Below are 20,808 nucleotides of genomic sequence, written 5' to 3'. Positions count from 1 at the left end.
TCTTGAGCGCCATGGCGATCATCTCCGACAGCCAGCGCTTGAACATCGACTTGATGCTGTCGATCGTCCCCGAGAAGCCGCTCAGAAGCCCCTCAGACAGCGTGTCGACAAGATCTCCGGCCAGCGGGACGCTGTCTGCCAGCTCGACATTCAGCCGACGTTGCGCTTCGGCCATCTCGCCCTGCGACAACCGCCCGAAGAGCTTCGAGAGCTCGGCCATCTCGCGGCGATACTTCGCCACGGGATCCAGCATGTCGCGCCAGCGTTCCGCTTCCTTGTCCAGCTGCCCCGTCAGGCGCGCGGCTTCCTTTGCCGCCTTCGACGCGCTTGACGCCGCCCCCGTTCGGGCGGATCCGGTCGACCGAGCCGCCTTGGCAAGCTCCTTCTCGGTCGTGGTCATCGCCGCAAGCTGCTCGATGCGATCCATGTCCAGCTTGTAGAGCGCCTCGGCGTTGTAGCGATCCATCCCGTCGGCGATCTGCCGATCGCGATGCATTGCCGCTTCGGCCTTGTGCTGCGCGATCGTTCCGGCCAGGGCGGCATCGGCACCGGCTTGCTGAGCACGAATCCTTGCCCCGATGACATGGATCTGGCTTTCGATCCCGGCGCTGAACCCAGCCGCGGCCGAAAGGGCAGCGGCGAGGCTCCTCGCGGCGGCGGCGGCTCTGTCAGCGGCGGACGCCGCACCATCGAGGTTTCCGCCCAGTTCGAACCCCAGCATGGAGGCATTGCCCAACTGGATCGCGGCCTCGTAGATCTGCGGCGGAATCCGGGCTCCCGCAGCTTCCGCCGCGCGGAGTTCTGCGACCAGGTCAGCTGCGGCGCGGGCTTGCTCTTGCGGGCCCTTGGCGGCCTGCAGCTCATCCATCGCGCGGTTGAGATCGACGAGCTGGCCGTAACCCAGACCGTACTGAGCAGTCAGCTCCGACACCGCCTGCTTCAGCCGATCATTGGCCGTTCCGAACTTCAGCGTATTCTCGGCTGCAGCGCGAGACAGGTCTGTCACGGTCGCGAGCTGTTGCGCGAGACCATCGAACTGACCCGTCAACGCGGAGACAGCGCCTGCCATCTCGCGGGCGAACTCGAGGCGCGCCATATCGGCCATGACGCCGTAGAGTTCACGGGCCGCACCGGCATTCACGCCGAACTTTTCGGTCAGATCATCTGTGGACATCCGCAGACCGTCGGTCGCGGTGCGCAGCCTGTCATGCGCGCCTTGCAACCTGTCGATTGCATCCTCGGCGGCATCAGCCGAATTGCCCATGTTCAAGAGCATCGGCGCCACCGCGGCACCCACCGCGACCAAGGTCCCCAGCCCGGCGCCGATCAGCGCCAGCTTGCCGGAGAACCCCATCACGCCGGCAAGCTGCGGAAACTGCTGAGTGAAGGCTGTCAGGGCCGACTGGCCCGATGCGACCTGAACCGCGAAGTCCTGCACCTGGAAACTTGCATTGGTGATCTGCGGGGTGAACCTCGCCAGGCCGCCGGTGGCGCCAGCGACGGCCGGGGTCAGCGACAGATATCGCTGCTGCGCCATCTGAAGCACACGCGCGTGTTCCTGTTCGGTAATGACCTTGGCCTTCAGGGCCGCATCGGCGGTCTCGATCGCGGATTCGTACCGCTTGCTGCTGGCGTAGACCGGATCAATCGAGGCGCGCAGGGACTGGTAGCTTGAGGTGGTCTGGGCCAGCGCCTGCGCCTGCTGACGTTGCGCCTGTTCGGCGCGTTCGGCCGCCGTCGCCACACCCATATACTTGGATGCGGCCTGCTCGAGGACGGTGTTGGCGGTGCGCTGGCTCACCACGCCCTGGTCCACGAACGCCGCGATCTGCCGCTGCATGTCGCCGAACCGCTGCGAGGCCGCGAACGCCGGATCGATCGAGGCGCGCAATTGGTCGAATGCCCCGGCATTGGCGCGCGCGGCGCCCCGGCTTCCGTCGAGTGCCCGCGTGATCTGCGCGCCCATTTGCCGCGCGGTGTTCGCCGCCCCACGCGCCCTTGTCTCGAATTGCGAGACATCCAGACCAAGCCTGGCCCTCATCTGTCCGGCAGAAACGTTCATGGTCAATCCTTGCCCGAAAGCTGCCCGATCACGAGAATCGCCATCGCAACCTCACCGATCAGCTCACTCATTGTGCTTTCCTTTCCACCGGAGGGATCGCCAGCGGGTTTTCCCCTGCCCTGAGTTCATCGAGATAGCCGCGACACATGTCGAACAGCACTTCGGCCTCCCACGGCTCGGAGATCCGTCCGGTCTGCCGGGCGAATGCATCGATCTCGGACCAGTCCGGTGCGGTTGCCGCCAGGCCGGTTTCACGAACCGGCCCGATCCGGAACATCGCCTCCAGCAGGTAAGCCCCGCCGTCCAGGTCCGGCAGGCCGAGAGGCTGCAGAAGGCGTTGCGCCCTCTTCAGCCAGCTCTCCCCGCCGCAATCCTTCGGCACGGCATGAAGATGACCCCATTGTCGTGCCGCGAGGATCAGCGTTTCGAGCCGTTTCCCAGGTAATTGGCACGCGAGCTGGCAAACTCGAACACCTGGACGACGAAGGAGAAGTCGTCCTTCTGGCCGTTGAGGATGTTCAGGTTCAGGAACCATTCGGCATCGGCAGCCGTCGCGGCATCCTTGCCGCGCAGAATGTTCTCGAAGCCGCTGACCAGGGGAACCGCACTCTTGACCAGGTCAGCGTGCAGGTCCTCCAGCGTGCTGTCGGCGTCCTCGCCGGTCTTGCCGCTGGCGAGCTTCGCCTGCCGGGCGGCCCGCATCGCGGCCTGCGCCGAGCGCGCCTCGGTGCCCTTCACCAGCACGATGCAGGGCTGTTCATGGGCCTCGTCGGCGTAGAGGGGAATTCCGGTTGCCGGGTGCTTGAGATGCAGGCGCCCTGCGGTTTCGGCGCCGGCCCGGCTGTCGAACTGCGTAAAATCCATCGGTCTGTTCCTTGAGGGTCCGGGTTCAGGATGGGCCGCCGCGGCTGAACCACGTCCACGGCGGCCCGGTCGCGCCCCCTGGCGGGCGCGATGGGATCACGCGCGCACGACGGCCGAGTTGACGCGGACCTCGCCGGTGAAGCCCTTGTAGCTGCCGGGTTCGCGCGCCGTGTCGCGGACATTGGCGACCTTGCCGTGGAAATAGGCGGTGCTGCCGTCCGGATCGACCACGCGGAACGACACCTCGCTGTTGGTATTCGACTGCGCGATCAGCACCGGCTGGCCCAGGTCATCCGCATCCGACCGGATGGTGAACGGCACCGCGCCGCCATCCTTCGATCCGCTCACATGCTCGACGCGGCCATCGAGCAGCTCGACGGTGATATCGTTGGACGTATCGCCCAGCTCACCCCATGAGGCGATCTTGCCGATGGTCTCGTAGGTCAAGGCGCTGAAACCTGCCTCGTCAAGCGTCGTGGGGACGCCGACGACACAGCCGATCGTGGCCCCGATATAGGAAATGGCGACTGCCATGATTGTGCCCTTTCTTGGCATGCGATCAGGGTCGCCGGTGGCGACGGATCCTGATCCGGGTTGTCGGGAAAGCTCACTGTTTGACCGAAGGGGTCAGCCCGCGAGCAACGGCGGTTCAGGGTTTAGGGTCGACCTTCGCCGGATCCTCCGCCGGCGCTTCCGAGGTCCGGGCCGCGCGCTTCACCGGCGCGGGTGCTTTCTTGCCCCCGTCCGGGTCGAAGACCACCTCGAGGTCACCGCAGCCGCGCAGGCCCGAGATCTTCGGCCAGTTGTCCGGACTGCGGATCGTCGCATTGGTGGTGGTCAGTTCGCCCTTCGCGGGGATCACGTGGCGCGTCACCAGCGTGATGTCGCGCCCGGTCTTGTTGATCAGTCTGGCCATGTTCGCCTCTTCAGATGGGTTTGCTTCGATCTCCGCCACCGGCGGGATCGTCAGTCCTCGCCGCCGAGCGGGCGATGCCAGGTCACGCGGAAGTTCACGATCGCCGTGCCGACCCGCTGTTCACCCTCGCCGTTCAGCGCGATGGTCAGGTCTTCCGGCAGGCAGCGATGGTTCGCCGCGAAGATCGCGGTCACAACGCAATCCTCGATCGCCTCGGCATCCTCGTCGAGCGTGTCTTCCAGCTCGTCGCCGCCGAGCCGTTTCACGACCACCTGCAGCAACGTGGATCGCTCCATCTGGTCGAACACGTCCAGCGTGGCGCGTTCCTGCGGCGTGACGACACCGAGAACCGGCAGCATGTCCGCGGGGATGTTGCCTGCCCACGCCGAGAGCTGGGCCACGCCGCCCATGCGCGGATCCGCAGCCAGCGCCGCGCGCGCAAGTGCCCTGAAGTAACCACGGAGGCTCACTCGAAGATCCTTTCCAGTTCGCAGATCAGGAACGCGTCATCTGCGGGCGAGCCCGAAGGGTCATGATTGAGAACGGCGTAGGTTCGTCCGTTCCCCGGCTGGATCCGGTCACCTCGACGAATATCCGGAACGAGGTCGCGCTCAACGCGCCAGGTCGGCGCGACGATCAGGATCGGATGGCCGTCCTGATCGATCGCTTCGGTCGGTGCCTCGCGAAACACCCCTGCAACATTGCGCGGGGCGCCGACGGCCGGCAGATACAGGATATCCGGCCGACCGAACGTTCTCGCGATGATACCGGTCATGCCGTCAAACACGGTCGACACGCGTTCAGCCGTTCAGCCGAACGCGACCGATGGTCTCCCCTGCCCCGCCGCCGACTGCCGCAACGGCCTTGCCGATGAGCGTATTGCCGGAGGCGGTCGTGGTGCAGGCCTTCGCGGTGTTGTCCCAATGGATCGCAACACCCACGACCCATGCCTGCGACGCGACTTTCGCGAGATCAAAGGTACCGCGCGTCACAAGCACGACTGGTGCGTCGGCCGCGGCGTCTGCCTGGGCCACCCCGAACAGAGTGCCAACCAGCACACCGCCGCCGGAGCTGACAGCATCGGGAGCGGCGAGCGTGACCGTCTCGCCATTGTTCACATAGTTTTTCATGATCGAACCTTCCGGTTTCAGGTTTCAGAACGACGAAGGGCGGCACCATGGCCGCCCTTTCGTCAGGAGATATCGCCGGATCAGGAGCCGGGATTCTTGTAGAGGGTGCGGAAGTCGAGCGGCGCCACGCCCGCGTCGATGCGCACCTTCATCTCGACCCCATCAGCCGTCCACATCTGCTGCTGCTCGATATAGGGCGACTGGACACCGTCGAGATAGGCCACCTCGATCGTGTCGAAGGCATTGGGATCCGCGGCCAGGTACCACGCCGTTGCCGAGGCGACATCGAGGCGGCCATCCACGATCAGCTCCGCCATGCCGGCCACCGGGTTGGTCGCGTGCCCTTTGTTCGCCGTCGGATCGACGGTCGAGGTCAGGAGCTGCGCCGACGCGGTTTCGAGGGCGGCCGGGACCAGCATGTATTTCGGGGTGATGTTCAGTGCCGGCCCGTCCGCCTTCTCGCGCTGCGTGCGCATCGCGGCCCGCGCGGCCGACATCGTGGCGATGTTGGGCGCACCCCCGGATCCGGCCAGGTTGCGGTGATCGGCGTGGAACAGCGCCGTGCCGTCGGACATCGCCGGGTTGCCCGTCAGGATTGCGAAGACGAGGTCACCGATGGTACGCCGCGCCGCGCGACCCATCTTGCGAGGAATGCTCCCCAGGATGGTCAAGTCATCGTTGATGATCGCCTGCCGCGTGATCCGGATCATCCGGCCGTAAGTCGCCAGCGTGATCGGCTCGCCGCGATCACCGACAGTTCCGAACTCGTAATTCGCGCCTTCCTCGACCTTTTGCAGCGAGTCGAACAGTCCCAGCCCGACACGCTTGGTCGCCTTGAAGTCGGTCAGCGATCCGGCACGGGTGAACATCGGATAGGTCTCGGCAGCTTCGTCCCAGCCCACAAGCGCGGCCTTGCCCTGGATGTTCTGTAGGATGTTGCCGAAATCGCTGGTGCTGTTGGATCCGGCCATCGTGAAGGCATAGCCCACCATCTCCATCCGGCTGGAGAACCGGCCGTTGTGGCCCGACATGATGATGCATTCACGTGCCAGCTCGGCGAGCGACAGGCTGGAGAACTCGTTCCGCTCACCGCCCGTGATCCCGGATTTCATCATGAGCGCCCGGGTCGCACCATCGCGGAACTTGTCGCGCGCGTCTGCAGTGATCGTGACCGGGCGGTGGCCCGAATGGTTCGCGCCGCTCATGGTCGCGTCTCCCTCTTTGCGTTTGGTGAGAACTTCGGCCAGCGCAGCTTCGGCGGACAGGCCACGGGTAATCATGTCGAGCGCCATCGTCGGCTCGAAGCCGGCCATGGCGACAGTATCGCGGATCCGCTGTGCGGTCTGGCGATCGGCGCCCGACGCCGTCGCCTGGACCGTCTCGACGGCTTCGGGCGTTGCGTCATCCACTTGCGCGTCTTCCGTTTCGGAAGTGGTCACTTCGTCATCGGCGGTGTCCACCGCCTCGGTCTCGGTGGCATTCTCCGCCATCGTTGTCTCCTGCTGCAGGTTGCGGGATGATCCCGACATCATGGCCACAACGGCCGCCTTTCCGGGCCGACCGCCCAGAACCTCCGACGCCTCGCGCAGCGACTGCGGCGCATGGGCGTAGATTCGATAATCAAAGCGCGCGACGGGTTCGGCTTCGGTGCTTTCGTCGACAGCCGTCGCGAACCCCATCATCAGTGCCTTGGGCCCGTCCAGGACGGTCTCATCGCGCATGATCTGGCGCGCTTCCTCGACACCGATCCCGGCGCGCCTGGCGTAGACCCCGGCATAGGCTCCGGCGACGGTTTCCAGCTGCTGATGCGCAACCAGATGTTCGGCGGAGGTGCCGCGCCCTTCCAGGCAGGGAAAGGCCGGGTCGTGGATCAACATGTAGCTGCCGAGGCGCATCGTGATCGTGTCACCGGCCATCGCGATCAGGCTGGCGGCGCTCATGGCAACCGCGTCGATGACCACGTGAACCTCGGACGGATAATCGACCAGCATCGTGTAGACGGCCTGACCCTCGGAGGCGACCCCGCCACCGGAGTTGATCCTGACCGTCACCGGACCCGACATGCTCGCCAGCTGATCGCGCACTTGGGCCGCGGTGAAATACTCCTCATCCCACCATCTGTCGCCGCAGCTTCCGTAGAGCGTGATCTCGTTCATTTCGTTTTCTCCTTCTGCGCGGGCGCTTCTTCCGCTGGGTAGGCCCTCAGCGCGGCCACCGCGCCGGCATCGCTGTCGAACACCAGGTTACCTTCCCGGTCTGCCATGCGTTCGGCACTGATCTCCTCGGTGACGCGCTCGGGATCGTAGCCAAGGCGACGGATCATTTCCGAGCGGCTGGCAAAGCCCGCGCGCACCTGGTCCGCCATCGACAGGATCTCGCGCGTGGGATCGACGATGACCCGTGGCGGTGGCACCCAGTCCAGCATCACGCGCGACGCGGCCTGCTGATTGACCAGCGACCATGCCTCGACCAGCCACCGCCCGATCGGTTGCATCATCTGCGGAACCATCATCAGCCATTGCCAGCTGCTGACATTGCGGTCCATTTCCATCCGCGCCATCCTGGCCGATGAGAAATTGACCCCCGAGAAATCGTTGGTGACCGCCTCGTAGGTCAGCCCCATGTCGGCGCTGACCGCACGCATCACCCAGCGATAGAATTCCTCGACACCGGTCACACCGGGCGGCGTTCCGAAGCGGACATCTTCGCCGGGCTGCAAGTTCTGGATCCGGCCGGGTGACATCGTCGCCAGCCCCGCGGGATCTTCAGGGTCCGTCCCGGCAAGATCGGCGTCAGGCGCCACCCTGAACGCTGTGAAACACGCCGCGATCTTCTGACGCATCAGGTGGGCATCCTGCCCGTCTGCGAAGTCCTGCAGTCGCATCGCGATCGGGGCATACCAACTCACCCCACGCATCTGCTTCGGTCGATCCTGCCGAAAGATGTGCAGGACCCGATCCGCCGGCACGCGGTAGCTGGCCCACCGGTTCCGCAGCCCGCCCAACGCACCGGGATGCTCGGCGTGCAGATAATAGGCGACCCTGCGGCCGAACTTGTCGAACTCGATGCCGTTCTCGACCCGGTTGCCGCCTTGCAGGACGCCGTCGCGGGTCACGTCCAGGTAATCCGGCTCCAGCACCTCGATCTGGAACGGCAACGGCAGACCATCCGACAGATCGCGCGGGCGATACCTGATCAGCACCTCGCCCGCGTCGACGATCGTGTTCATCGCCAGCCGTTGCAGGCCGTAGAGATTCTGGCGACCGTCCGCATCGATCGCGGTGGTGTCGCAATGCGCCTCGATGGACGCCAGCATGCTGTCGCGCGATCGCTTCGACCTTGCCCGGACCTTCGGGATGATCCCATCGCCGACGACGTTGTTCGCAACGACGGCCTGCACGCGGGTCGCAAATGCGGTGTTGCGGATCATGTCGCGGGCGATGAACGCGAGACGCTGGCGGGCCGGATCCGCCGCCGTGTCCGCATCGCTGGCCACCGGGCGCCACGAGGCGCCGCGTCGGCCCGCAGTGGCAGCCTCATAGCGCATCATCGCGTCGAGGGCGCTGCGCGCCTGCGCCCGGCGCAACGCAGCCATCGGGGAGACGAGTTCGATCGTCCGATCAAGAATGTTCATCGACCGGATTCCTCACACGCCGCGATCGAACGTCGGATGGAAGTGGGTCGGACGCGTCCGCGCCACTCCCGCCAGGGAGGCTTCGGCTTCCGCCAGGACGCGCTGCATCTCTGCAAGGCTGCGATACTTCACACGCTCCTGACCGTTCTGCACCTCGAGCGCGCCGGTCGCGATGGCCACGCGAAGCGCGTCGACCTGGGCTTGCGTGTAGCTCATATCCAGTCACTCCGTTCCGGCACCCAATCGGTGCCCTCATCCTGTGTTGGCGTCGGTACGGGTCGGGGCACGATCCGCCCCGAAACCGGTGGCGCAACATGGGCAGGCGGCGATGCCGGGCGCTCCGGTTCAGCAACGACCGGGATCGCGGCCGTGAACAGGTCCCCCTGCTGATCATCTGCCGGACTGCCCCGCTCGACGTCCAGCTGGTCCCAGGCCGCGTCACTCATGTAGGTCCACTGTTTGTACCGGGCTCCGGCCTCGGCCATGATCATCGTGTCCAGCGCCTCGTTGCGGCGCCCCGCCTCTGCAATCACCCAGCGACTGACCATGACCCCCGATGTGGCGCGCTTCAGGATTCGCATCTCGGCGGTGATCTGGCGGTAATATTCATCTCCGAGGCCAGCCGCGAAACGACAGAAGCCGCGCTCGGCCGGGTCGGTCTTGTCGAGCCAGGTATAGAAGTCCGCCTTCAGCTGGCTGACCCCGACGACAAACCCCTGCCTGCGCTTCCGCCGCGCCATTCGGTCGGTGCGCTTGTCGAATTCCATGCGCTTCAGCGGCGGCGCCATGGCACTGGTGGCGCCCTTGGTCACGATGACGCGGGTATAGGGATGGCCGAGCGCCCAGTCCCAGACATCCTCGGTATAGGCACCACCATCGATCGCCAGAACGTCCAACGCGATCCGCCGGCCTGCCTCCGTGCGCCACGTCCCTTTCAGGATCTGGTTCAGCGCGCCCCTGGCTTCCTCGGTGCTGATGTGATGCGGAACCACCTGGTTATCGATCACCCAGCGACGATAGTTGCGACCGAACGCCACGACCTGCACCTCGATCCGGTCACCCTGGCAATCGACCCCCGCGGCGAGGATGACACCTGTCGCGGGAACGGTCCCTCTCTGGATCGGTCGGCCGACTTCGCTTTCGTCATTTTCGACGCGATCGCGAAGCTTCTCCCAGTCCGGCCCCTTGCTGGCCTGCTCGTAGGGCATGCCAATGACGTCGTTCCAGAACGTCTGCTCGGTTTGAGCATCGATCGGATCGCGCATGGCAGCTTCGCCGACCTCGGTGAGCTTCAATCCGGTCCAGCCCATGACCTGCGCATATTCGATCGCGATGCTGGCCCAGTCGCGCTGCGGCACATAGGCCCGCCACAAGTGAAAGCCGGGGTGATCTCCGGCCGGGTTGTTGGGAACCCAGCGGCCGGCGGACACCATCGCCACCTTGTGGCTGTGATCGATCACGCATCCGCAGGCCTCGCAGCTGAAATGGGCGGCCGCCAGACGTTCCGGATTCAGGTTCTTGCGAAAGTTCTCCCATGTCAGGGGCGCCATCTCCCCGCAATGCGGGCACGGCACGTGATAGAATTCCTGCGTCGATCGCTGGAACGCCCGCGAAACCCGACACGTCCCCACCACCTGGGGCGTCGAGATCCGGGCGATCTTGGCGTCTTCGAACCCTGCCGCACGACTGACGGCCAGCTGCTCGGGATCACCCTTGGGTGTCATCTCGAACTTCGACACGTCGTCCATCATGACCAATCGGCGGGTGGTGCCGGCGAGATCGTCCGGCGAGCCCGCGGAGACCACCTTCATGCTGCCATCGCGGCGGATGGTTTCCTGGTTGTGCAACGTATCGGTCTGCTCGCCCCGGCCGTCGCCGAAAAGCGTCCGAAGACTTGGCGCCTGGCGACGCATGGGCATCCACTTGGTCCGGACCCATTCCGTCGCCGACGATGTCGTCGGATGCACCACCAGGCTGTCGAGCGGGCCGTATTCATGCCAGGCGGCAAGTGTCGGGTTCAGGACCGACACCGTCTTGCCCCACTGGGCGGATCCACGAACCGTCACTTCACGACAGGGATGTTCCGGCGACAGCACCTCGTGGATTCGGCGCAGGAACGGGAAGCGATCGATCCGAAATCGACCGGGAAAGGGCGAACGCTCGTCGAACTCGATATTCTCTTCGCACCAGCGGGTGATGTCTGGCGGTGGCGGCGGCAGCATTGCCTGGGCGATCCCGCGCAGGACCGCAGCCTCGGCCGAGCTCAGGAATCCCATCAGCCATTCGCCTCGCGTTCGGCATCCGTCATGATGGTCCTTTCCGCCTCGCCTGTCAGATGGTCCGTTCGCTCGCCGCGATGGGCCCGCCATGTCTGCATGAGGATTTGCCTCGCCTCGCGAAAATCCACACCAAGCCGGTCCGCGACAGCGCGCGCGCCGTCACGCAGAACGGTTTCGAACCGGCCGATCTCACGCGCGGTGAGCTTGGCGGTCGCTCGCTCCACTTCCTCCGCCAGGACCCAGCGACCCTCGTCGCGTTCGTTGTCCCGCCGCTTGCGTCGCGCATCCTCTTCAGCGTTCTGAATCCGCGCCAGCTCATAGCGATCGGGATCGCGCGGCGAGAGGACGCCATCCGGTCGCGATGCTGCGCCACGCGGCTTGCCCGTCTCCGACGTGTCCGCCAGATCGGTCAGCGCCTGCCGCGTCGAGGCGCCGTTCCCCAGCATCTGACCGGGATCGAGGCGGCCTTGCAGCGCTGCCTGAACCTTCGAGAGATCGAAGCGCCGACCGCGGCCCTCGCCCTGGTAGCATCCGGCAAGTTTGCCTTCGGACAGGTACTGCGACACCCGAGCCTTGGAGACGCCCAGGCGGTCAGCCAGCTGCGTCGCGTTCAGCATCACGTTCCTTTCTGTGCAACCTTGCGTTTGTTTAGGCGGGTGGTTGATGTTAAGGCTATTTTGTTAAGGCTTTCCCGGCAGTTAAGAGAGCCGAAACTGTCGGGGTGCGAATTACCCGCGTGCTGCAGATCGGCGGGAAGGACCCGCGGCTAACTGAACCGCTTCTGCATCATCCGGCCAAGCGTCCGGGTCAGGTGGTCCGACATCTTCGCTGCGAATAGCTGGCCCGCATTCTCGTAGAAGCCGAGCCTCTGCTGATAGACCGGCACCTTCGTGCTGATGACCGCGACGATGCCGATGTTGCCATTGGCCTCCCGCTTGTAGATGCCGGCCGAAAGGCCCCGCTTGGGTACGAAGTACCGCGCGCGGCGCCGGTGACGCCGACGCGAGGCGGCTGTGCTGTTCGCCGTCGCGTCCCGCTGCGCTTGGAGATCCGAGAGCACGCGGTTCTTTTCGCCTTGCGACCAGTTCCCGTACGCGTCGAGCCGGGCATTGTCACCGGGAATGATCGACTGGATCACCCCCTCATAGGCGAGGCTGCGCGAGAGCAGCATCTCGAACCCGGTTTGTGGCCTCGGCCCGCCTTCCTCTTCCACTCGCAGGTAGTGGCGAGACGCCGAACCGGCCCTCTGCCGGACCTCGGCCTCGAGCGACATCGGCGTTGCCCGCACCACCTCGAAGGCGTTCAGCGTCCAGCGCGTCGGCCGGTCGAAGACAACCTTCATCCGATCGGTGACGTCCTGGCGTATATCTGCGGCCATGTCGTTGAGCGCCCAGGTGCCGGCGATCCGGACATCCCGATCGGCCAGCTGCTTCAGTGCCAGTGTGAACGGGCCGGTGTCGATGGACATCAATGTATCCATGCCTACCCTCCCATGTTACCTTCGTTCATCCTGTCTGACTGTGCGCGTGGACACAGACGCAAGCGCACAGCATTGCGCAATCAGTGCCTGCGTCGTTCACGCCGAATTCACGCAGGGCTTGTCAGAGTGCCCATGCAACCAAATCCTGGCGCCACCGTTCTTAAGCGTTGTCGAGAGCAGAGCAAGAATGAGCAAGACCGTGAAGAAAGACACTTTCAGCCCGTATATTACTGCTGACGAATGGCAACTGATCCTGACAGCGTTGAGACCCTATCGCCACAACAAGGATTATCGTGCACTTCTGGAACACCTGCAGGATCAACTGGAACTTCCTTCGGACCCGCAGGTAGATCCCACACACGGCCTCGCCAAAACGAAGAACGCCCGCGAGGGATGATCCCGGCGGGCGCACTTCCAGATAATATTGATTCTGTTCTCACAGACGGACCTTAGCCGTCAAGAAGTTTTTCGAACCCGGTATCCGATCATGCGATCCAGCGAGGCTGACAGAGCCTCTCGCAACGCATCTCGGTGCGGACCCTTGGTTGACCATCCGTGGCGGCGCAGCACCTCGGTCAAAAGCATTTGCTGGAGGCAGACCATATCCACCAACCTGCGATCAAGGATCGGGCCGCGCTGATCCAGACCGCGTGCCTTCGGACGGATGCGCCGAACCGGCATCGCGACGCCGTCACCGATCCGGCGCTTCATACCGTCCAGTTCCCGCCCGACTGACAGATAGGCATCCATGAAATCGCGGTCGCCTGATCCGGCTTGCCTGCCATCGATGGTGGAACCCTTGATCGCGCCCGCCGCGCGCCATTCGACCAGATCGCGATAGCGTCGGCCCACCGCGATCTGCCCGGGCGTCAGAGGCCACGACCGCCCTGCCCGATCGGCGCTGGCAATCATCCGGTCGAACACATCCGCCGCGCGCACGGCGGAGCGACCGCCATAGCCGACCGGGACCGCCTGCCAGTCTTCCTCGCCCTTCGGCCGCATCTCCAACGGCTGGAATGCCACACCAGCTCCGCGCGCCGGTGCGGCGATGATGGCCGGGCCGCACTCGGCAGGCGGCTGCGCGGCAGACTTGATCGCCTCGATCCGGCTGCGCTCTTCGTCCCGCCGCCGCGCTTCAGCCTCATTCCAATCCCGACCCATCGTCCCGAAATCGCTTATCTTGTGTCCGCTCTTTGCCATCACACTACCTGTTGTTTCGTGGCTCTTTTTCACAGGGATCATGGGGAGGATGTTCTTTCAGGAAGGGATGATGGAGGGAGGATAGAAAGGGAGGATAAAGCGCGCAGTTTCAATGAGTTGTGTTCAGTCAGGGAGGATGGGGACGATAAAGCCGAACTACGCATGTGAAGACGATCACTTCCCCTTCACCCCTTCTTCGCGCGCGCATATGCGTAGGTGGCAGATATCCTCCCTATGCTCCCTATCATCCCGGATCCTCCCCCAACCCCTTGAAATCGCGACACTCAACCCCGCGCCCCTTATCGTCCCCATCCTCCCCGCAGGGAGCTTGATCCTCCCTGATCGACGACCACGAAGGAGGGGTGCGGGGAGACGCGCATGCGCGATCGAACGTCGGCCAGTACCAGGCGCGTGCGTGATCGCAGGTCCGCCGCACGATCTCGGCCGAGGACAGCGGCAGGAAGCCGAGGTCGGCGCACTGGTTGCACGGGATCACCGGCCGCAAGACCGGGGCTGTGTCTTCGACCTCGCGCCGCAGCGCGCAGCTGGGGCAAGGATCATGGTTGCCGTGAAGGTATGGTGTTGGCAAACTCAAGCTCCTGCTATCCCGAGATCGGGATCGGGCCGAGGCATGCCTCGGAGGACGTCATTCGCTTCTTCGGCCGATATGATGGATCGAGGGACGATGTAGCCAACTCGCCCTGCCGGTGACATGACGAGGTCAGTTTTTGGCGCGGGAGGTTGCGCGTTTTCGTCCCAGTACCTGGCACGTTCGCACTCTATGATCGCTTTCAGATCCGCCTTGCGGCCCCGCCAGGTGTTCCAATCTCGGGACGTATCCGCAGCCCGCGCGAGGGAGAGTAGATCCGGCTTCGTCAGGCCGGTTAGAGGCTGCAACAGCCAGCTGCGATCAACCATTCCGCCTCCCCGTCCAGGTCACCCGCCCTTCCACATCCGTTGGCAGGTCCTTTCGGAACGTGTCCGTGAAGCGGATCCCGTCATAGCGCATCACTCCGCTGCTCTTGCGGTCAGTGAAACCCTTGCCTGTGACAGAGCTGCGCCAGCTCCGTGACTTTTCCTTCAGCCTCAAACTGATCGTGCGATCTTTCCACTGGCCCTCGCCGCGTTGGTCCATCCAGTAGTTGAAGGCCAGCACCAGGTCCTTGGTCGGCAGGCTGTCGGTTGCATCGCCGGTGACGACGCAAGCGCTGTCCAGGAACATGCCGATCGGGTCCGATTCCTCTCGGTATTCGCGTGTCGCGTCCAGAACTGCGAGCGGCTCCTGCAGACCGCCCTCGAGATAGGCGATCAGGCCCTCGATCAGCCAGTTCAGGATCCCGGCGCGCTCGGCCCAGAGCTTTTCGCCCAGGTTGGGATCGCGTTGCTCCTTCGGGATCTGCACCTCGAAGGGCACCAGAAGCACCCGTCGCCATATCCCGTCATCGAGGCCGCGAATATCGGGCTTGTGGTTGCCGCTGATGGTCAGCTTGAAGTGAGGGCGCACCTCCACGAAGTCGCTGTGCAGCGCACGCACAAGCATCGGCTCACCGCCGGTCAGTTCCTTGATGATCCCTTCCTGAAGCTTCTCGTTTTCCTCGGGCTCGGATGCCCGCACGAACCGAGCGCCCATCAGGGGCACCAGGTCGGGTGTGGCATCACCGCCGCCACGGCGGTTCCGGCCAGTCAGGGATTCGATCTTTGCAGTACTGGCATAGTCGCCCATCAGCTTGGCGATCAGATCCACCAGGACAGATTTGCCGTTGCCCCCGCCACCATGGAAGAAGCAAAGCTTCTGTTCGCCGGTCAGCGCCGTCATGGACAGCCCTAGCCAGCGCTGAAGGAAGCCTCGCATTTCGGGCGCCGGCTGGATCCGTTCAAGGAAGGCATGAAACAGCGGCGCGGACGCGTCCGGATCGTATGCGACCGGCATCAGCTTGGTGCAATAGAGATCCCGGGAATGGTCCAGCAACGTGACATCGGCTGTGCGGCTGAACCCTTCCTGCGGCCCACCAGTCACCGAGAACCGCAGCGTGCCGCTGGCGCAATTCACGTCCAGCGGAGCCGCGTCCAGCAGCGACAAGGGTTTCGCAAGCCCGACCGAGGCTTCGGTCATTGCCGCCTGGATGCGGGTCGTGTTGCCGGATGTGCGCGCGAATCCGCGATGATCCTTGCGCTTGCTGGTCAGGATCTTTTCCATGCTAGCGATCTCGGCCAACCGGCCATCCAGACCTTGCCGCTCGATTTCCGCCGCAGCTGCATCCTCGCCGCCCGCTTCGACCTTCTCATCGAGTTGCTTGGCCTTGTTCCGCAACGTCCGCGCCTCGGACAGAACCGCCATCTGCCAATCATCCAGCAGCAGCCACGGCACCTCGCGCTCGATCAACCCACCCAGCTTTTGGGCATGGCGCCGGGCCTCGATCTCGTCGGCGTCCTTTTCCCAGCGCTGCCCCGACCAGACGAACCAGCCAACCCGCGGCACCCATAGAACGTCCTCTCCGAAATGCCGGCAGAACCTTTGCCCGTTGCCATAGTCATTCAGGGGCAAGTGCGCGCAATCGCGGGGCGTTTCGTCGACCGTGTCATCAGGGGGTGCGGGGGATCCGTCGTCCGGCTCGGCTTGCGGATCCGGTCCCGGGTCAACGCTGTCGTTGGCAGCAGGCTCCATGCCTTCTGGCAGGCTGACCTCTTCCTGCGCTTGCATGACAGCCCGAACCTTTTCGATACCGTCTTCCATCAGTCTGCCGCACCGGTCAGAAGATCGTTCATATCGACGCCCTCGCCTGGATGAACGATGGCCGCGGTCAGCCCCGGACGCCGCGCGATTGCCCTTCGCAGCCCTGACAGCAGCTTTGCGCGTGTCAGGCGCGGTTCGCTGTCGCCGTCCTGGACGAAGATCAGGCGCTGCACCCATGGTGGCGGCACGAAAGCGTCGCGATCCTCCATGTCGGGGATGCCGGCGTATTTCAGCCCCTGCCCCATCTTCCGCTGGCCGGACATGTTGCCCAGGTCCACCCCGGCCCAGTACGAAGCGCCTTCCGGCAGGGCCCTCGCAAACATCGCCGACAGCGTCGTCTCGATGCCTTCGGCCATCACCATCACCATCGCGTCGCGCGGGGTATACAGGCGGATCGCGCCGCCCTTCTTGCTGCCGTAGACCTTCTTTGCCGGCACCGTTTCACCATCCTTGAACGGATGGGCGACGACCGGCTTGCCCTTCGGCTGGTCGAGATCGATCCATGTGCGATGCACGCCGCTGATGCTGCCGTCCGGTGCCTGAATGGCAGACAACATGGTCGGACCCTCATGCACGGTCTGGAATTCGCGCCCCCTGCCCGCCACCGGCACGACCAGACGCGCGCTCGGCTCGAACCGGAAGCACCGGGGCAACTTCGCGCCCGCACGAAGGCGAAGGCCGCGACGGTCCAGATAGTCTGCGACAACGGTATCGTCGGCGGGACGGCCGGCGTTCCAGATCTCGCGCGCCTGGCGAATCGCGTCAGCCCTGTGTCGGGCGGCGTCCGCCTCTCGTTGCCGACGGAATGCGTCCGCCCTGCGGCGCTGCTCGGCTTGCTGCTGTGGCGTCAGCTCCTGTCGCGGACCGACCAGCCAGTCCAGCGCCGCACGGAAATCCATCCCGAGCGTCAGCTGAACCAGCGCGACCTGGTCGCCCTTGGCATCGCAGCCGCGGCAGAAGATCACGCCTTTGCGGGGATTGATCGAGAAGCGATCCGTTCCGCCGCAGCCGGGGCAAGGTCCGACCAGCTCGCCCGCCGTGCGCACAAGCCCCTTGATCTGCAGGCGATCGGCCAACTGATCCATGGGGATCGCCTTTGCCTCGATCAGCCGGGTATCTTCTTCAGCCATCCGATGCCGCCCGCTTTTCCGGAAGCGACGAGGGGCTATCCGCATTCTCCGCGAGACCGGACTGATAGGCGTCGATACAAAGCCCGTGCACGAATTCCAGCAGCTTCACGAATTTGCGTGGGGGCGTGCCGATATCGGCGGCTTCAGCCACCGCGCGGATCAGTTCCAGGTCGATCGATTGCTCGTTCATTCCGGCCTCCGCGCTGCGTTCCAGTGGGCCGCCATGCAGCGGCGGTCGAAATCGTTCATCGCTCGGGCGACATAGTGTTCGATGGCGCGATGGGGCCCGAGGTTATCGGCGATCCGGCGCGCCTCGCGCAGCAGCGGCTCCATTTCCGGCGACCGGGTCGCGCGCGGGGCGGCCTTGTCGATGATCTCGGCCAGCATGCGAAAGTCGGCCTCGTCCGGGATAAGCGGCAGGCGAGACATCAGACCAAGTCCGTGGATCAGCGTGCGATCGAATGCGTTCAGCTTCATCGCTCAGCCCTCGACATCGGCGCGTTCGGCGGGCATCGGCCAAGTCGATCGCTCGACGGCCCGCCACAGCCGCTGCCCCGCGGTCTTCAAAAGCGTTGGATCGCGGCGCGACCGGGGAAACAGGTCCGCGAAGTCATCCAGCCCGACATACAGCGGGTCGTCCTTCGGCAAGGTCTCCTTCACCGCGATGACGGCCAGCGACAGCGTCTCTGCATCGGCCTCGCCCAGGCTGGATTTCATGGCGAGGCCAAGCGCGATCATCTGCGCCCCCTGCCTGCGTCGTCCGTGCTGATCCATGATGTCCCTCACATGTCAGTTTCCCGGGGGCGCCGCGGAAGGAGCAGACGGCGCCACCGGGTTTCCGTCCCTGATGACCGACCGGGGCGGATTGCGAATAAAAAGGACGGAGCGGCGAGCAGCGCGCCCCGCCAGTCACCCGCGCGAAACAGGCGATGTTCGCGCAGGCAGAGATGACTGCCCCGCCGCCAGAAGACGGCTCTCGGCCGGGCCAGCCGCAGGTTCCACGATCGCGGGTGATCTGCACCCAGGGCGGGCCGCAATCGCAGCGGGTTGGCGACAGGTGCTGCGCCCCGCCGATCCTCCCCGCCCCGGGCAACCTGAAAGCACGAAACCAATTGCATTACTTTCGAATTACCTATCCTAGGCACGCGGCCGAATATGAAAGCGCACCGAACAAAGGATTCAAAAATGTATAAAGTCGGTGACGATGACCTCCTGAGGAACGACAACGGCGGTTTGATTGGCCCATTGGTGAACAGCTTCGCCGCCGGCGAGATGGTATTTCCCGGTCTCAGCCTCATTTGCTGTCGCCTCTGGGATGGTACGCAACGCCAGGAAAGCAAGGTAGACGAGGCCACCGCGCTTCAGTTCCGGATGACATGCGAGGATGCGAGGCACCTGGCGAAGCTAATTCTTGAAAAGGCCGATGAAATTGAAGGTGTTGGCAAGACTCATCAGTGAGGATCTTCCTGCGCACCGAAGGCCGTCCGACGCTCAGGACCTTCATTAGGCGCTCACGGTTCTCAGCACTCTTGCAGGTGCGAAAGCCGCGCACGTCGATCGGCGATTTCAGATCCGGACGTTCCATCACCGGTCACCCCGCATGATCTCATCGAACCGCGCGAGAGTGGCATGCGCATGATCGACATGGTGGCCAAGCGGACAGTTGATTCCCTCTCGCCAGTTCCAGGCGGTCTGCATCGTGACGTCGAAATGGGCCGCGCAGACCTCGCTGCTGCGAAAGCTGGCGATCATCAGCAGCGACCAGCGCCGCAGGAAATCGGCGCGATCCGGATGCTGACCGTGGACATGTGCGCGCCGCGCGGATCCACGTGATCGGCCGCGTCCGTCAAACTGATCATGATGGGACTTTTGCCGGGCGCCGCTGCTAGGCTGCGTCTTGATTCTCAGATTGTTCATTGGAGGACTCGTTGTGGTTGGGGGTTTGAGAAATGGCTTCGGGCAAACCGCCGATCTCCCAAGAATCCACCGAAATGGCACCATTCGTTGCCCGCGCTATTGCGAACGCAACGTCCAAGCTTGGGCGTTTTCGCCCGGAGATGATCTCATTCAAGTGGCTGCGAGAGAGGCCGACCGCCTCTGCAAACGTCTTTTGCGTTACGCCCTCGTCGGACAGATATGCTCGAAGCTTTTCCATAGCCGGACGTTCGCGCAAAGCGAACCCGCCGTCAATATCAAAAGTTCGCTAAGAGCGATTTTCGTTTGCCGCGCCTCGCGTGCAATGTTCGCAGGATGAAGTACCGCATCCGCGAACATCGCAAAAACAGGGGTCTGACCCTAGATCAACTGGCCGAGATGGTCGGAACCTCGAAGGGGTACCTGTCTCAGCTGGAGACGGGACAAAGGACCGGCGGCGTGCATATGCTTCGGGCGATCGCGCAAGCACTGCGTGTTAATGATGCTGAAATATTCATGCCCGAGAACCAGCAAGACCAACTTATGCTGGATCATGTGGCAATTTATCAGCAGCTCTCACCTGAGGATCAGTTGGCGATTGCGAAGATCGCTCGAGGACTTCTCGCGGCGAGCGACAAGCAATCTGATTAAAGAGCTTCAGCCTATCGGTCTCCGATATGGCGGCCATATGCTGCAGCAATTCAATCACGTACATCTCGCCCCCTTTGCGTGAACATTAAGCGAACATTTGCCGACGTCGCAACCCGATTCGCGGAACGTTGCACGATGCTCTAGGGTCAGAACCAATATAAATTCGCACATAGCGAACTTTTTGTCTTGCCAATTTATTCGCTATGCGCGAACTTCTTGCCATCGCAACCCGATGGAGGCCAGCGCCATGCAGCGCAGCACCGATAGCAAACTTGCGGGCCATCCGATCTATGACGAGGTCCGCCACATTCTCACCAACCCCGATGCCGCACTGGCCGCTGGTCCGACGGCCGTCCGCCTCGCCTGGTTCATCAGGGCCAACGCGAACGGCGTGAAGCTCGCGCAGCGCAATGTCGGCGGAATGCCGGACGGGGCAGCGTGATGGCCGTCGTCAGCAGCCGCCCCCTCACCGACCGCGAGTGCCAGATCGTCTATGCATCGCCCCAGTTGGGCTGGCCGGACGAAGACACCCGCGCGGCAACCGAACGCTGGCGCATGCAGATGGTCGCGGACATGCGGCGGGCAACGCATCAGCCAGAGATCCTGCCGATCGACCTGCCCGCGGTGCAGATCGAGGACGATCCCAGGCCGATTCAGGCGGTCACGTCCCGCGACCTGCTTCTGGCCACCATCGCCTGTGCCTGCACCACGCTTGGCGGCGCGCTGGCGCTGTGGGTGCTGGCATGATCGCGCCGGTCACATATCGCGGCATTCCCATCCGCACTTTCGATGTTCCAAGCACCCCGTTCGTCTG

Annotated in this window: 26 protein-coding genes and 1 pseudogene; 5 read left to right on the top strand and 22 right to left on the bottom strand. The window is 64.1% G+C overall.

Translation table 11 applies throughout. From position 1 onward, the window contains the following. The 14 genes and pseudogenes from J7359_RS19220 to J7359_RS19155 form a co-directional block, all read right to left on the bottom strand. A pseudogene (locus J7359_RS19220) lies at positions 1-2,062 on the bottom strand (hypothetical protein); the annotation flags it as partial. Positions 2,063-2,129: 67 nt separating this feature from the next. Further along, the gene (locus J7359_RS19215) at positions 2,130-2,444 is read right to left on the bottom strand and encodes a hypothetical protein (RefSeq protein WP_209059568.1); all 315 of its coding nucleotides are present in this window, start codon (positions 2,442-2,444) and stop codon (positions 2,130-2,132) included. 35 nt (positions 2,445-2,479) lie between these two features. Then, positions 2,480-2,926, bottom strand: coding sequence for a hypothetical protein (locus J7359_RS19210; RefSeq protein WP_209059565.1), 447 nt, complete (start codon positions 2,924-2,926; stop codon positions 2,480-2,482). 96 nt (positions 2,927-3,022) lie between these two features. Further along, positions 3,023-3,460 carry a hypothetical protein gene (locus J7359_RS19205; RefSeq protein WP_209059559.1) on the bottom strand — a complete coding sequence of 146 codons (438 nt, stop codon included), beginning with the start codon at positions 3,458-3,460 and terminating at the stop codon, positions 3,023-3,025. 115 nt (positions 3,461-3,575) lie between these two features. After that, positions 3,576-3,842 (bottom strand): hypothetical protein, encoded by a 267-nt coding sequence (locus tag J7359_RS19200; RefSeq protein ID WP_209059556.1) that lies wholly within the window; start codon positions 3,840-3,842, stop codon positions 3,576-3,578. Positions 3,843-3,892: 50 nt separating this feature from the next. After that, positions 3,893-4,312 carry a hypothetical protein gene (locus J7359_RS19195; protein WP_209059553.1) on the bottom strand — a complete coding sequence of 140 codons (420 nt, stop codon included), beginning with the start codon at positions 4,310-4,312 and terminating at the stop codon, positions 3,893-3,895. Beyond that, complete coding sequence (locus tag J7359_RS19190) at positions 4,309-4,617, bottom strand: hypothetical protein (RefSeq protein ID WP_209059551.1); 309 nt, start codon at positions 4,615-4,617, stop codon at positions 4,309-4,311. Before J7359_RS19190 ends, J7359_RS19195 begins: the two co-directional genes overlap by 4 nt. A 25-nt stretch (positions 4,618-4,642) precedes the next feature. After that, positions 4,643-4,972: a DUF2190 family protein gene (locus tag J7359_RS19185; RefSeq protein ID WP_209059550.1), complete on the bottom strand. Its 330-nt coding sequence runs from the start codon at positions 4,970-4,972 to the stop codon at positions 4,643-4,645. Positions 4,973-5,052: 80 nt separating this feature from the next. Beyond that, the gene (locus J7359_RS19180; protein WP_209059548.1) at positions 5,053-7,128 is read right to left on the bottom strand and encodes a ClpP-like prohead protease/major capsid protein fusion protein; all 2,076 of its coding nucleotides are present in this window, start codon (positions 7,126-7,128) and stop codon (positions 5,053-5,055) included. Beyond that, positions 7,125-8,606 (bottom strand): phage portal protein, encoded by a 1,482-nt coding sequence (locus J7359_RS19175; protein WP_209059546.1) that lies wholly within the window; start codon positions 8,604-8,606, stop codon positions 7,125-7,127. The genes J7359_RS19180 and J7359_RS19175 overlap by 4 nt, the downstream gene beginning before the upstream one ends. A 12-nt stretch (positions 8,607-8,618) precedes the next feature. Next, positions 8,619-8,822 carry a hypothetical protein gene (locus J7359_RS19170; RefSeq protein ID WP_209059544.1) on the bottom strand — a complete coding sequence of 68 codons (204 nt, stop codon included), beginning with the start codon at positions 8,820-8,822 and terminating at the stop codon, positions 8,619-8,621. Next, complete coding sequence (locus J7359_RS19165) at positions 8,819-10,882, bottom strand: terminase gpA endonuclease subunit (protein WP_209059541.1); 2,064 nt, start codon at positions 10,880-10,882, stop codon at positions 8,819-8,821. Before J7359_RS19165 ends, J7359_RS19170 begins: the two co-directional genes overlap by 4 nt. After that, the gene (locus J7359_RS19160; protein ID WP_209059530.1) at positions 10,882-11,502 is read right to left on the bottom strand and encodes a hypothetical protein; all 621 of its coding nucleotides are present in this window, start codon (positions 11,500-11,502) and stop codon (positions 10,882-10,884) included. The genes J7359_RS19165 and J7359_RS19160 overlap by 1 nt, the downstream gene beginning before the upstream one ends. A 149-nt stretch (positions 11,503-11,651) precedes the next feature. Then, entirely contained in the window at positions 11,652-12,353 is a 702-nt protein-coding gene (locus J7359_RS19155; protein WP_247740541.1) for a hypothetical protein, read from the bottom strand. 199 nt (positions 12,354-12,552) lie between these two features. Here J7359_RS19155 and J7359_RS19150 point away from each other — a divergent pair, with 199 nt between their 5' ends. Further along, positions 12,553-12,762, top strand: a complete 210-nt coding sequence (locus J7359_RS19150) for a hypothetical protein (RefSeq protein ID WP_209059526.1) — start codon at positions 12,553-12,555, stop codon at positions 12,760-12,762. A 59-nt stretch (positions 12,763-12,821) separates the two neighbouring features. On the opposite strand, the gene J7359_RS19145 is transcribed toward J7359_RS19150, so the two are convergent. The 6 genes from J7359_RS19145 to J7359_RS19120 all read right to left on the bottom strand — a co-directional run bounded on the left by J7359_RS19145 (position 12,822) and on the right by J7359_RS19120 (position 18,167). Continuing rightward, a complete protein-coding gene (locus J7359_RS19145; protein ID WP_209059523.1) occupies positions 12,822-13,565 on the bottom strand; it encodes a hypothetical protein in 744 nt (247 codons plus the stop codon). A gap of 910 nt (positions 13,566-14,475) precedes the next feature. Further along, positions 14,476-16,299, bottom strand: a complete 1,824-nt coding sequence (locus tag J7359_RS19140; RefSeq protein ID WP_209059521.1) for a DNA primase family protein — start codon at positions 16,297-16,299, stop codon at positions 14,476-14,478. Then, positions 16,299-17,429, bottom strand: coding sequence for a primase-helicase zinc-binding domain-containing protein (locus J7359_RS19135; RefSeq protein ID WP_209059519.1), 1,131 nt, complete (start codon positions 17,427-17,429; stop codon positions 16,299-16,301). Before J7359_RS19135 ends, J7359_RS19140 begins: the two co-directional genes overlap by 1 nt. Further along, positions 17,422-17,619, bottom strand: a complete 198-nt coding sequence (locus tag J7359_RS19130; RefSeq protein ID WP_209059517.1) for a hypothetical protein — start codon at positions 17,617-17,619, stop codon at positions 17,422-17,424. Before J7359_RS19130 ends, J7359_RS19135 begins: the two co-directional genes overlap by 8 nt. Further along, positions 17,616-17,906, bottom strand: coding sequence for a hypothetical protein (locus tag J7359_RS19125; protein ID WP_209059515.1), 291 nt, complete (start codon positions 17,904-17,906; stop codon positions 17,616-17,618). The genes J7359_RS19130 and J7359_RS19125 overlap by 4 nt, the downstream gene beginning before the upstream one ends. Positions 17,907-17,909: 3 nt before the next feature. Then, the gene (locus tag J7359_RS19120) at positions 17,910-18,167 is read right to left on the bottom strand and encodes a hypothetical protein (RefSeq protein ID WP_209059512.1); all 258 of its coding nucleotides are present in this window, start codon (positions 18,165-18,167) and stop codon (positions 17,910-17,912) included. Between the two features lie 447 nt (positions 18,168-18,614). Here J7359_RS19120 and J7359_RS19115 point away from each other — a divergent pair, with 447 nt between their 5' ends. Next, positions 18,615-18,887, top strand: coding sequence for a hypothetical protein (locus J7359_RS19115; RefSeq protein ID WP_209059509.1), 273 nt, complete (start codon positions 18,615-18,617; stop codon positions 18,885-18,887). 126 nt (positions 18,888-19,013) lie between these two features. Here J7359_RS19115 and J7359_RS19110 read toward each other — a convergent pair whose 3' ends face one another. Both J7359_RS19110 and J7359_RS19105 read right to left on the bottom strand, forming a co-directional pair. Continuing rightward, positions 19,014-19,346: a hypothetical protein gene (locus J7359_RS19110; RefSeq protein WP_209059506.1), complete on the bottom strand. Its 333-nt coding sequence runs from the start codon at positions 19,344-19,346 to the stop codon at positions 19,014-19,016. Next, positions 19,315-19,584, bottom strand: coding sequence for a helix-turn-helix transcriptional regulator (locus J7359_RS19105; protein ID WP_209059505.1), 270 nt, complete (start codon positions 19,582-19,584; stop codon positions 19,315-19,317). The genes J7359_RS19110 and J7359_RS19105 overlap by 32 nt, the downstream gene beginning before the upstream one ends. Positions 19,585-19,679: 95 nt before the next feature. Here J7359_RS19105 and J7359_RS19100 point away from each other — a divergent pair, with 95 nt between their 5' ends. From J7359_RS19100 to J7359_RS19090, 3 genes are all read left to right on the top strand, one after another. After that, positions 19,680-19,994, top strand: coding sequence for a helix-turn-helix transcriptional regulator (locus tag J7359_RS19100; RefSeq protein WP_209059494.1), 315 nt, complete (start codon positions 19,680-19,682; stop codon positions 19,992-19,994). A 247-nt stretch (positions 19,995-20,241) separates the two neighbouring features. Next, positions 20,242-20,436: a hypothetical protein gene (locus J7359_RS19095; protein WP_209059492.1), complete on the top strand. Its 195-nt coding sequence runs from the start codon at positions 20,242-20,244 to the stop codon at positions 20,434-20,436. Beyond that, positions 20,436-20,741 (top strand): hypothetical protein, encoded by a 306-nt coding sequence (locus J7359_RS19090; protein WP_209059490.1) that lies wholly within the window; start codon positions 20,436-20,438, stop codon positions 20,739-20,741. Before J7359_RS19095 ends, J7359_RS19090 begins: the two co-directional genes overlap by 1 nt. The last annotated feature ends 67 nt before the right edge of the window (positions 20,742-20,808 follow it).

Source organism: Paracoccus sp. R12_2, assembly GCF_017744015.1.
Lineage (GTDB): Bacteria > Pseudomonadota > Alphaproteobacteria > Rhodobacterales > Rhodobacteraceae > Paracoccus.
The sequence above is the reverse complement of the archived record's forward strand: the minus strand, read 5'-3'. Positions and strand labels throughout refer to the sequence as shown.

What these genes read in the sequence shown, in the direction of transcription:
- J7359_RS19165 (WP_209059541.1), bottom strand. Translation starts at nt 10,882, where the DNA reads ATGGGATTCCTGAGCTCGGCCGAGGCTGCGGTCCTGCGCGGGATCGCC.
- J7359_RS19105 (WP_209059505.1), bottom strand. Translation starts at nt 19,584, where the DNA reads ATGGAAAAGCTTCGAGCATATCTGTCCGACGAGGGCGTAACGCAAAAG.
- J7359_RS19115 (WP_209059509.1), top strand. Translation starts at nt 18,615, where the DNA reads ATGTATAAAGTCGGTGACGATGACCTCCTGAGGAACGACAACGGCGGT.
- J7359_RS19160 (WP_209059530.1), bottom strand. Translation starts at nt 11,502, where the DNA reads ATGCTGAACGCGACGCAGCTGGCTGACCGCCTGGGCGTCTCCAAGGCT.
- J7359_RS19155 (WP_247740541.1), bottom strand. Translation starts at nt 12,353, where the DNA reads ATGTCCATCGACACCGGCCCGTTCACACTGGCACTGAAGCAGCTGGCC.
- J7359_RS19150 (WP_209059526.1), top strand. Translation starts at nt 12,553, where the DNA reads ATGAGCAAGACCGTGAAGAAAGACACTTTCAGCCCGTATATTACTGCT.
- J7359_RS19100 (WP_209059494.1), top strand. Translation starts at nt 19,680, where the DNA reads ATGAAGTACCGCATCCGCGAACATCGCAAAAACAGGGGTCTGACCCTA.
- J7359_RS19185 (WP_209059550.1), bottom strand. Translation starts at nt 4,972, where the DNA reads ATGAAAAACTATGTGAACAATGGCGAGACGGTCACGCTCGCCGCTCCC.
- J7359_RS19205 (WP_209059559.1), bottom strand. Translation starts at nt 3,460, where the DNA reads ATGGCAGTCGCCATTTCCTATATCGGGGCCACGATCGGCTGTGTCGTC.
- J7359_RS19110 (WP_209059506.1), bottom strand. Translation starts at nt 19,346, where the DNA reads ATGAACAATCTGAGAATCAAGACGCAGCCTAGCAGCGGCGCCCGGCAA.
- J7359_RS19200 (WP_209059556.1), bottom strand. Translation starts at nt 3,842, where the DNA reads ATGGCCAGACTGATCAACAAGACCGGGCGCGACATCACGCTGGTGACG.
- J7359_RS19130 (WP_209059517.1), bottom strand. Translation starts at nt 17,619, where the DNA reads ATGAACGAGCAATCGATCGACCTGGAACTGATCCGCGCGGTGGCTGAA.
- J7359_RS19125 (WP_209059515.1), bottom strand. Translation starts at nt 17,906, where the DNA reads ATGAAGCTGAACGCATTCGATCGCACGCTGATCCACGGACTTGGTCTG.
- J7359_RS19135 (WP_209059519.1), bottom strand. Translation starts at nt 17,429, where the DNA reads ATGGCTGAAGAAGATACCCGGCTGATCGAGGCAAAGGCGATCCCCATG.
- J7359_RS19175 (WP_209059546.1), bottom strand. Translation starts at nt 8,606, where the DNA reads ATGAACATTCTTGATCGGACGATCGAACTCGTCTCCCCGATGGCTGCG.
- J7359_RS19210 (WP_209059565.1), bottom strand. Translation starts at nt 2,926, where the DNA reads ATGGATTTTACGCAGTTCGACAGCCGGGCCGGCGCCGAAACCGCAGGG.
- J7359_RS19145 (WP_209059523.1), bottom strand. Translation starts at nt 13,565, where the DNA reads ATGGCAAAGAGCGGACACAAGATAAGCGATTTCGGGACGATGGGTCGG.
- J7359_RS19120 (WP_209059512.1), bottom strand. Translation starts at nt 18,167, where the DNA reads ATGATCGCGCTTGGCCTCGCCATGAAATCCAGCCTGGGCGAGGCCGAT.
- J7359_RS19140 (WP_209059521.1), bottom strand. Translation starts at nt 16,299, where the DNA reads ATGGAAGACGGTATCGAAAAGGTTCGGGCTGTCATGCAAGCGCAGGAA.
- J7359_RS19190 (WP_209059551.1), bottom strand. Translation starts at nt 4,617, where the DNA reads ATGACCGGTATCATCGCGAGAACGTTCGGTCGGCCGGATATCCTGTAT.
- J7359_RS19090 (WP_209059490.1), top strand. Translation starts at nt 20,436, where the DNA reads ATGGCCGTCGTCAGCAGCCGCCCCCTCACCGACCGCGAGTGCCAGATC.
- J7359_RS19095 (WP_209059492.1), top strand. Translation starts at nt 20,242, where the DNA reads ATGCAGCGCAGCACCGATAGCAAACTTGCGGGCCATCCGATCTATGAC.
- J7359_RS19170 (WP_209059544.1), bottom strand. Translation starts at nt 8,822, where the DNA reads ATGAGCTACACGCAAGCCCAGGTCGACGCGCTTCGCGTGGCCATCGCG.
- J7359_RS19180 (WP_209059548.1), bottom strand. Translation starts at nt 7,128, where the DNA reads ATGAACGAGATCACGCTCTACGGAAGCTGCGGCGACAGATGGTGGGAT.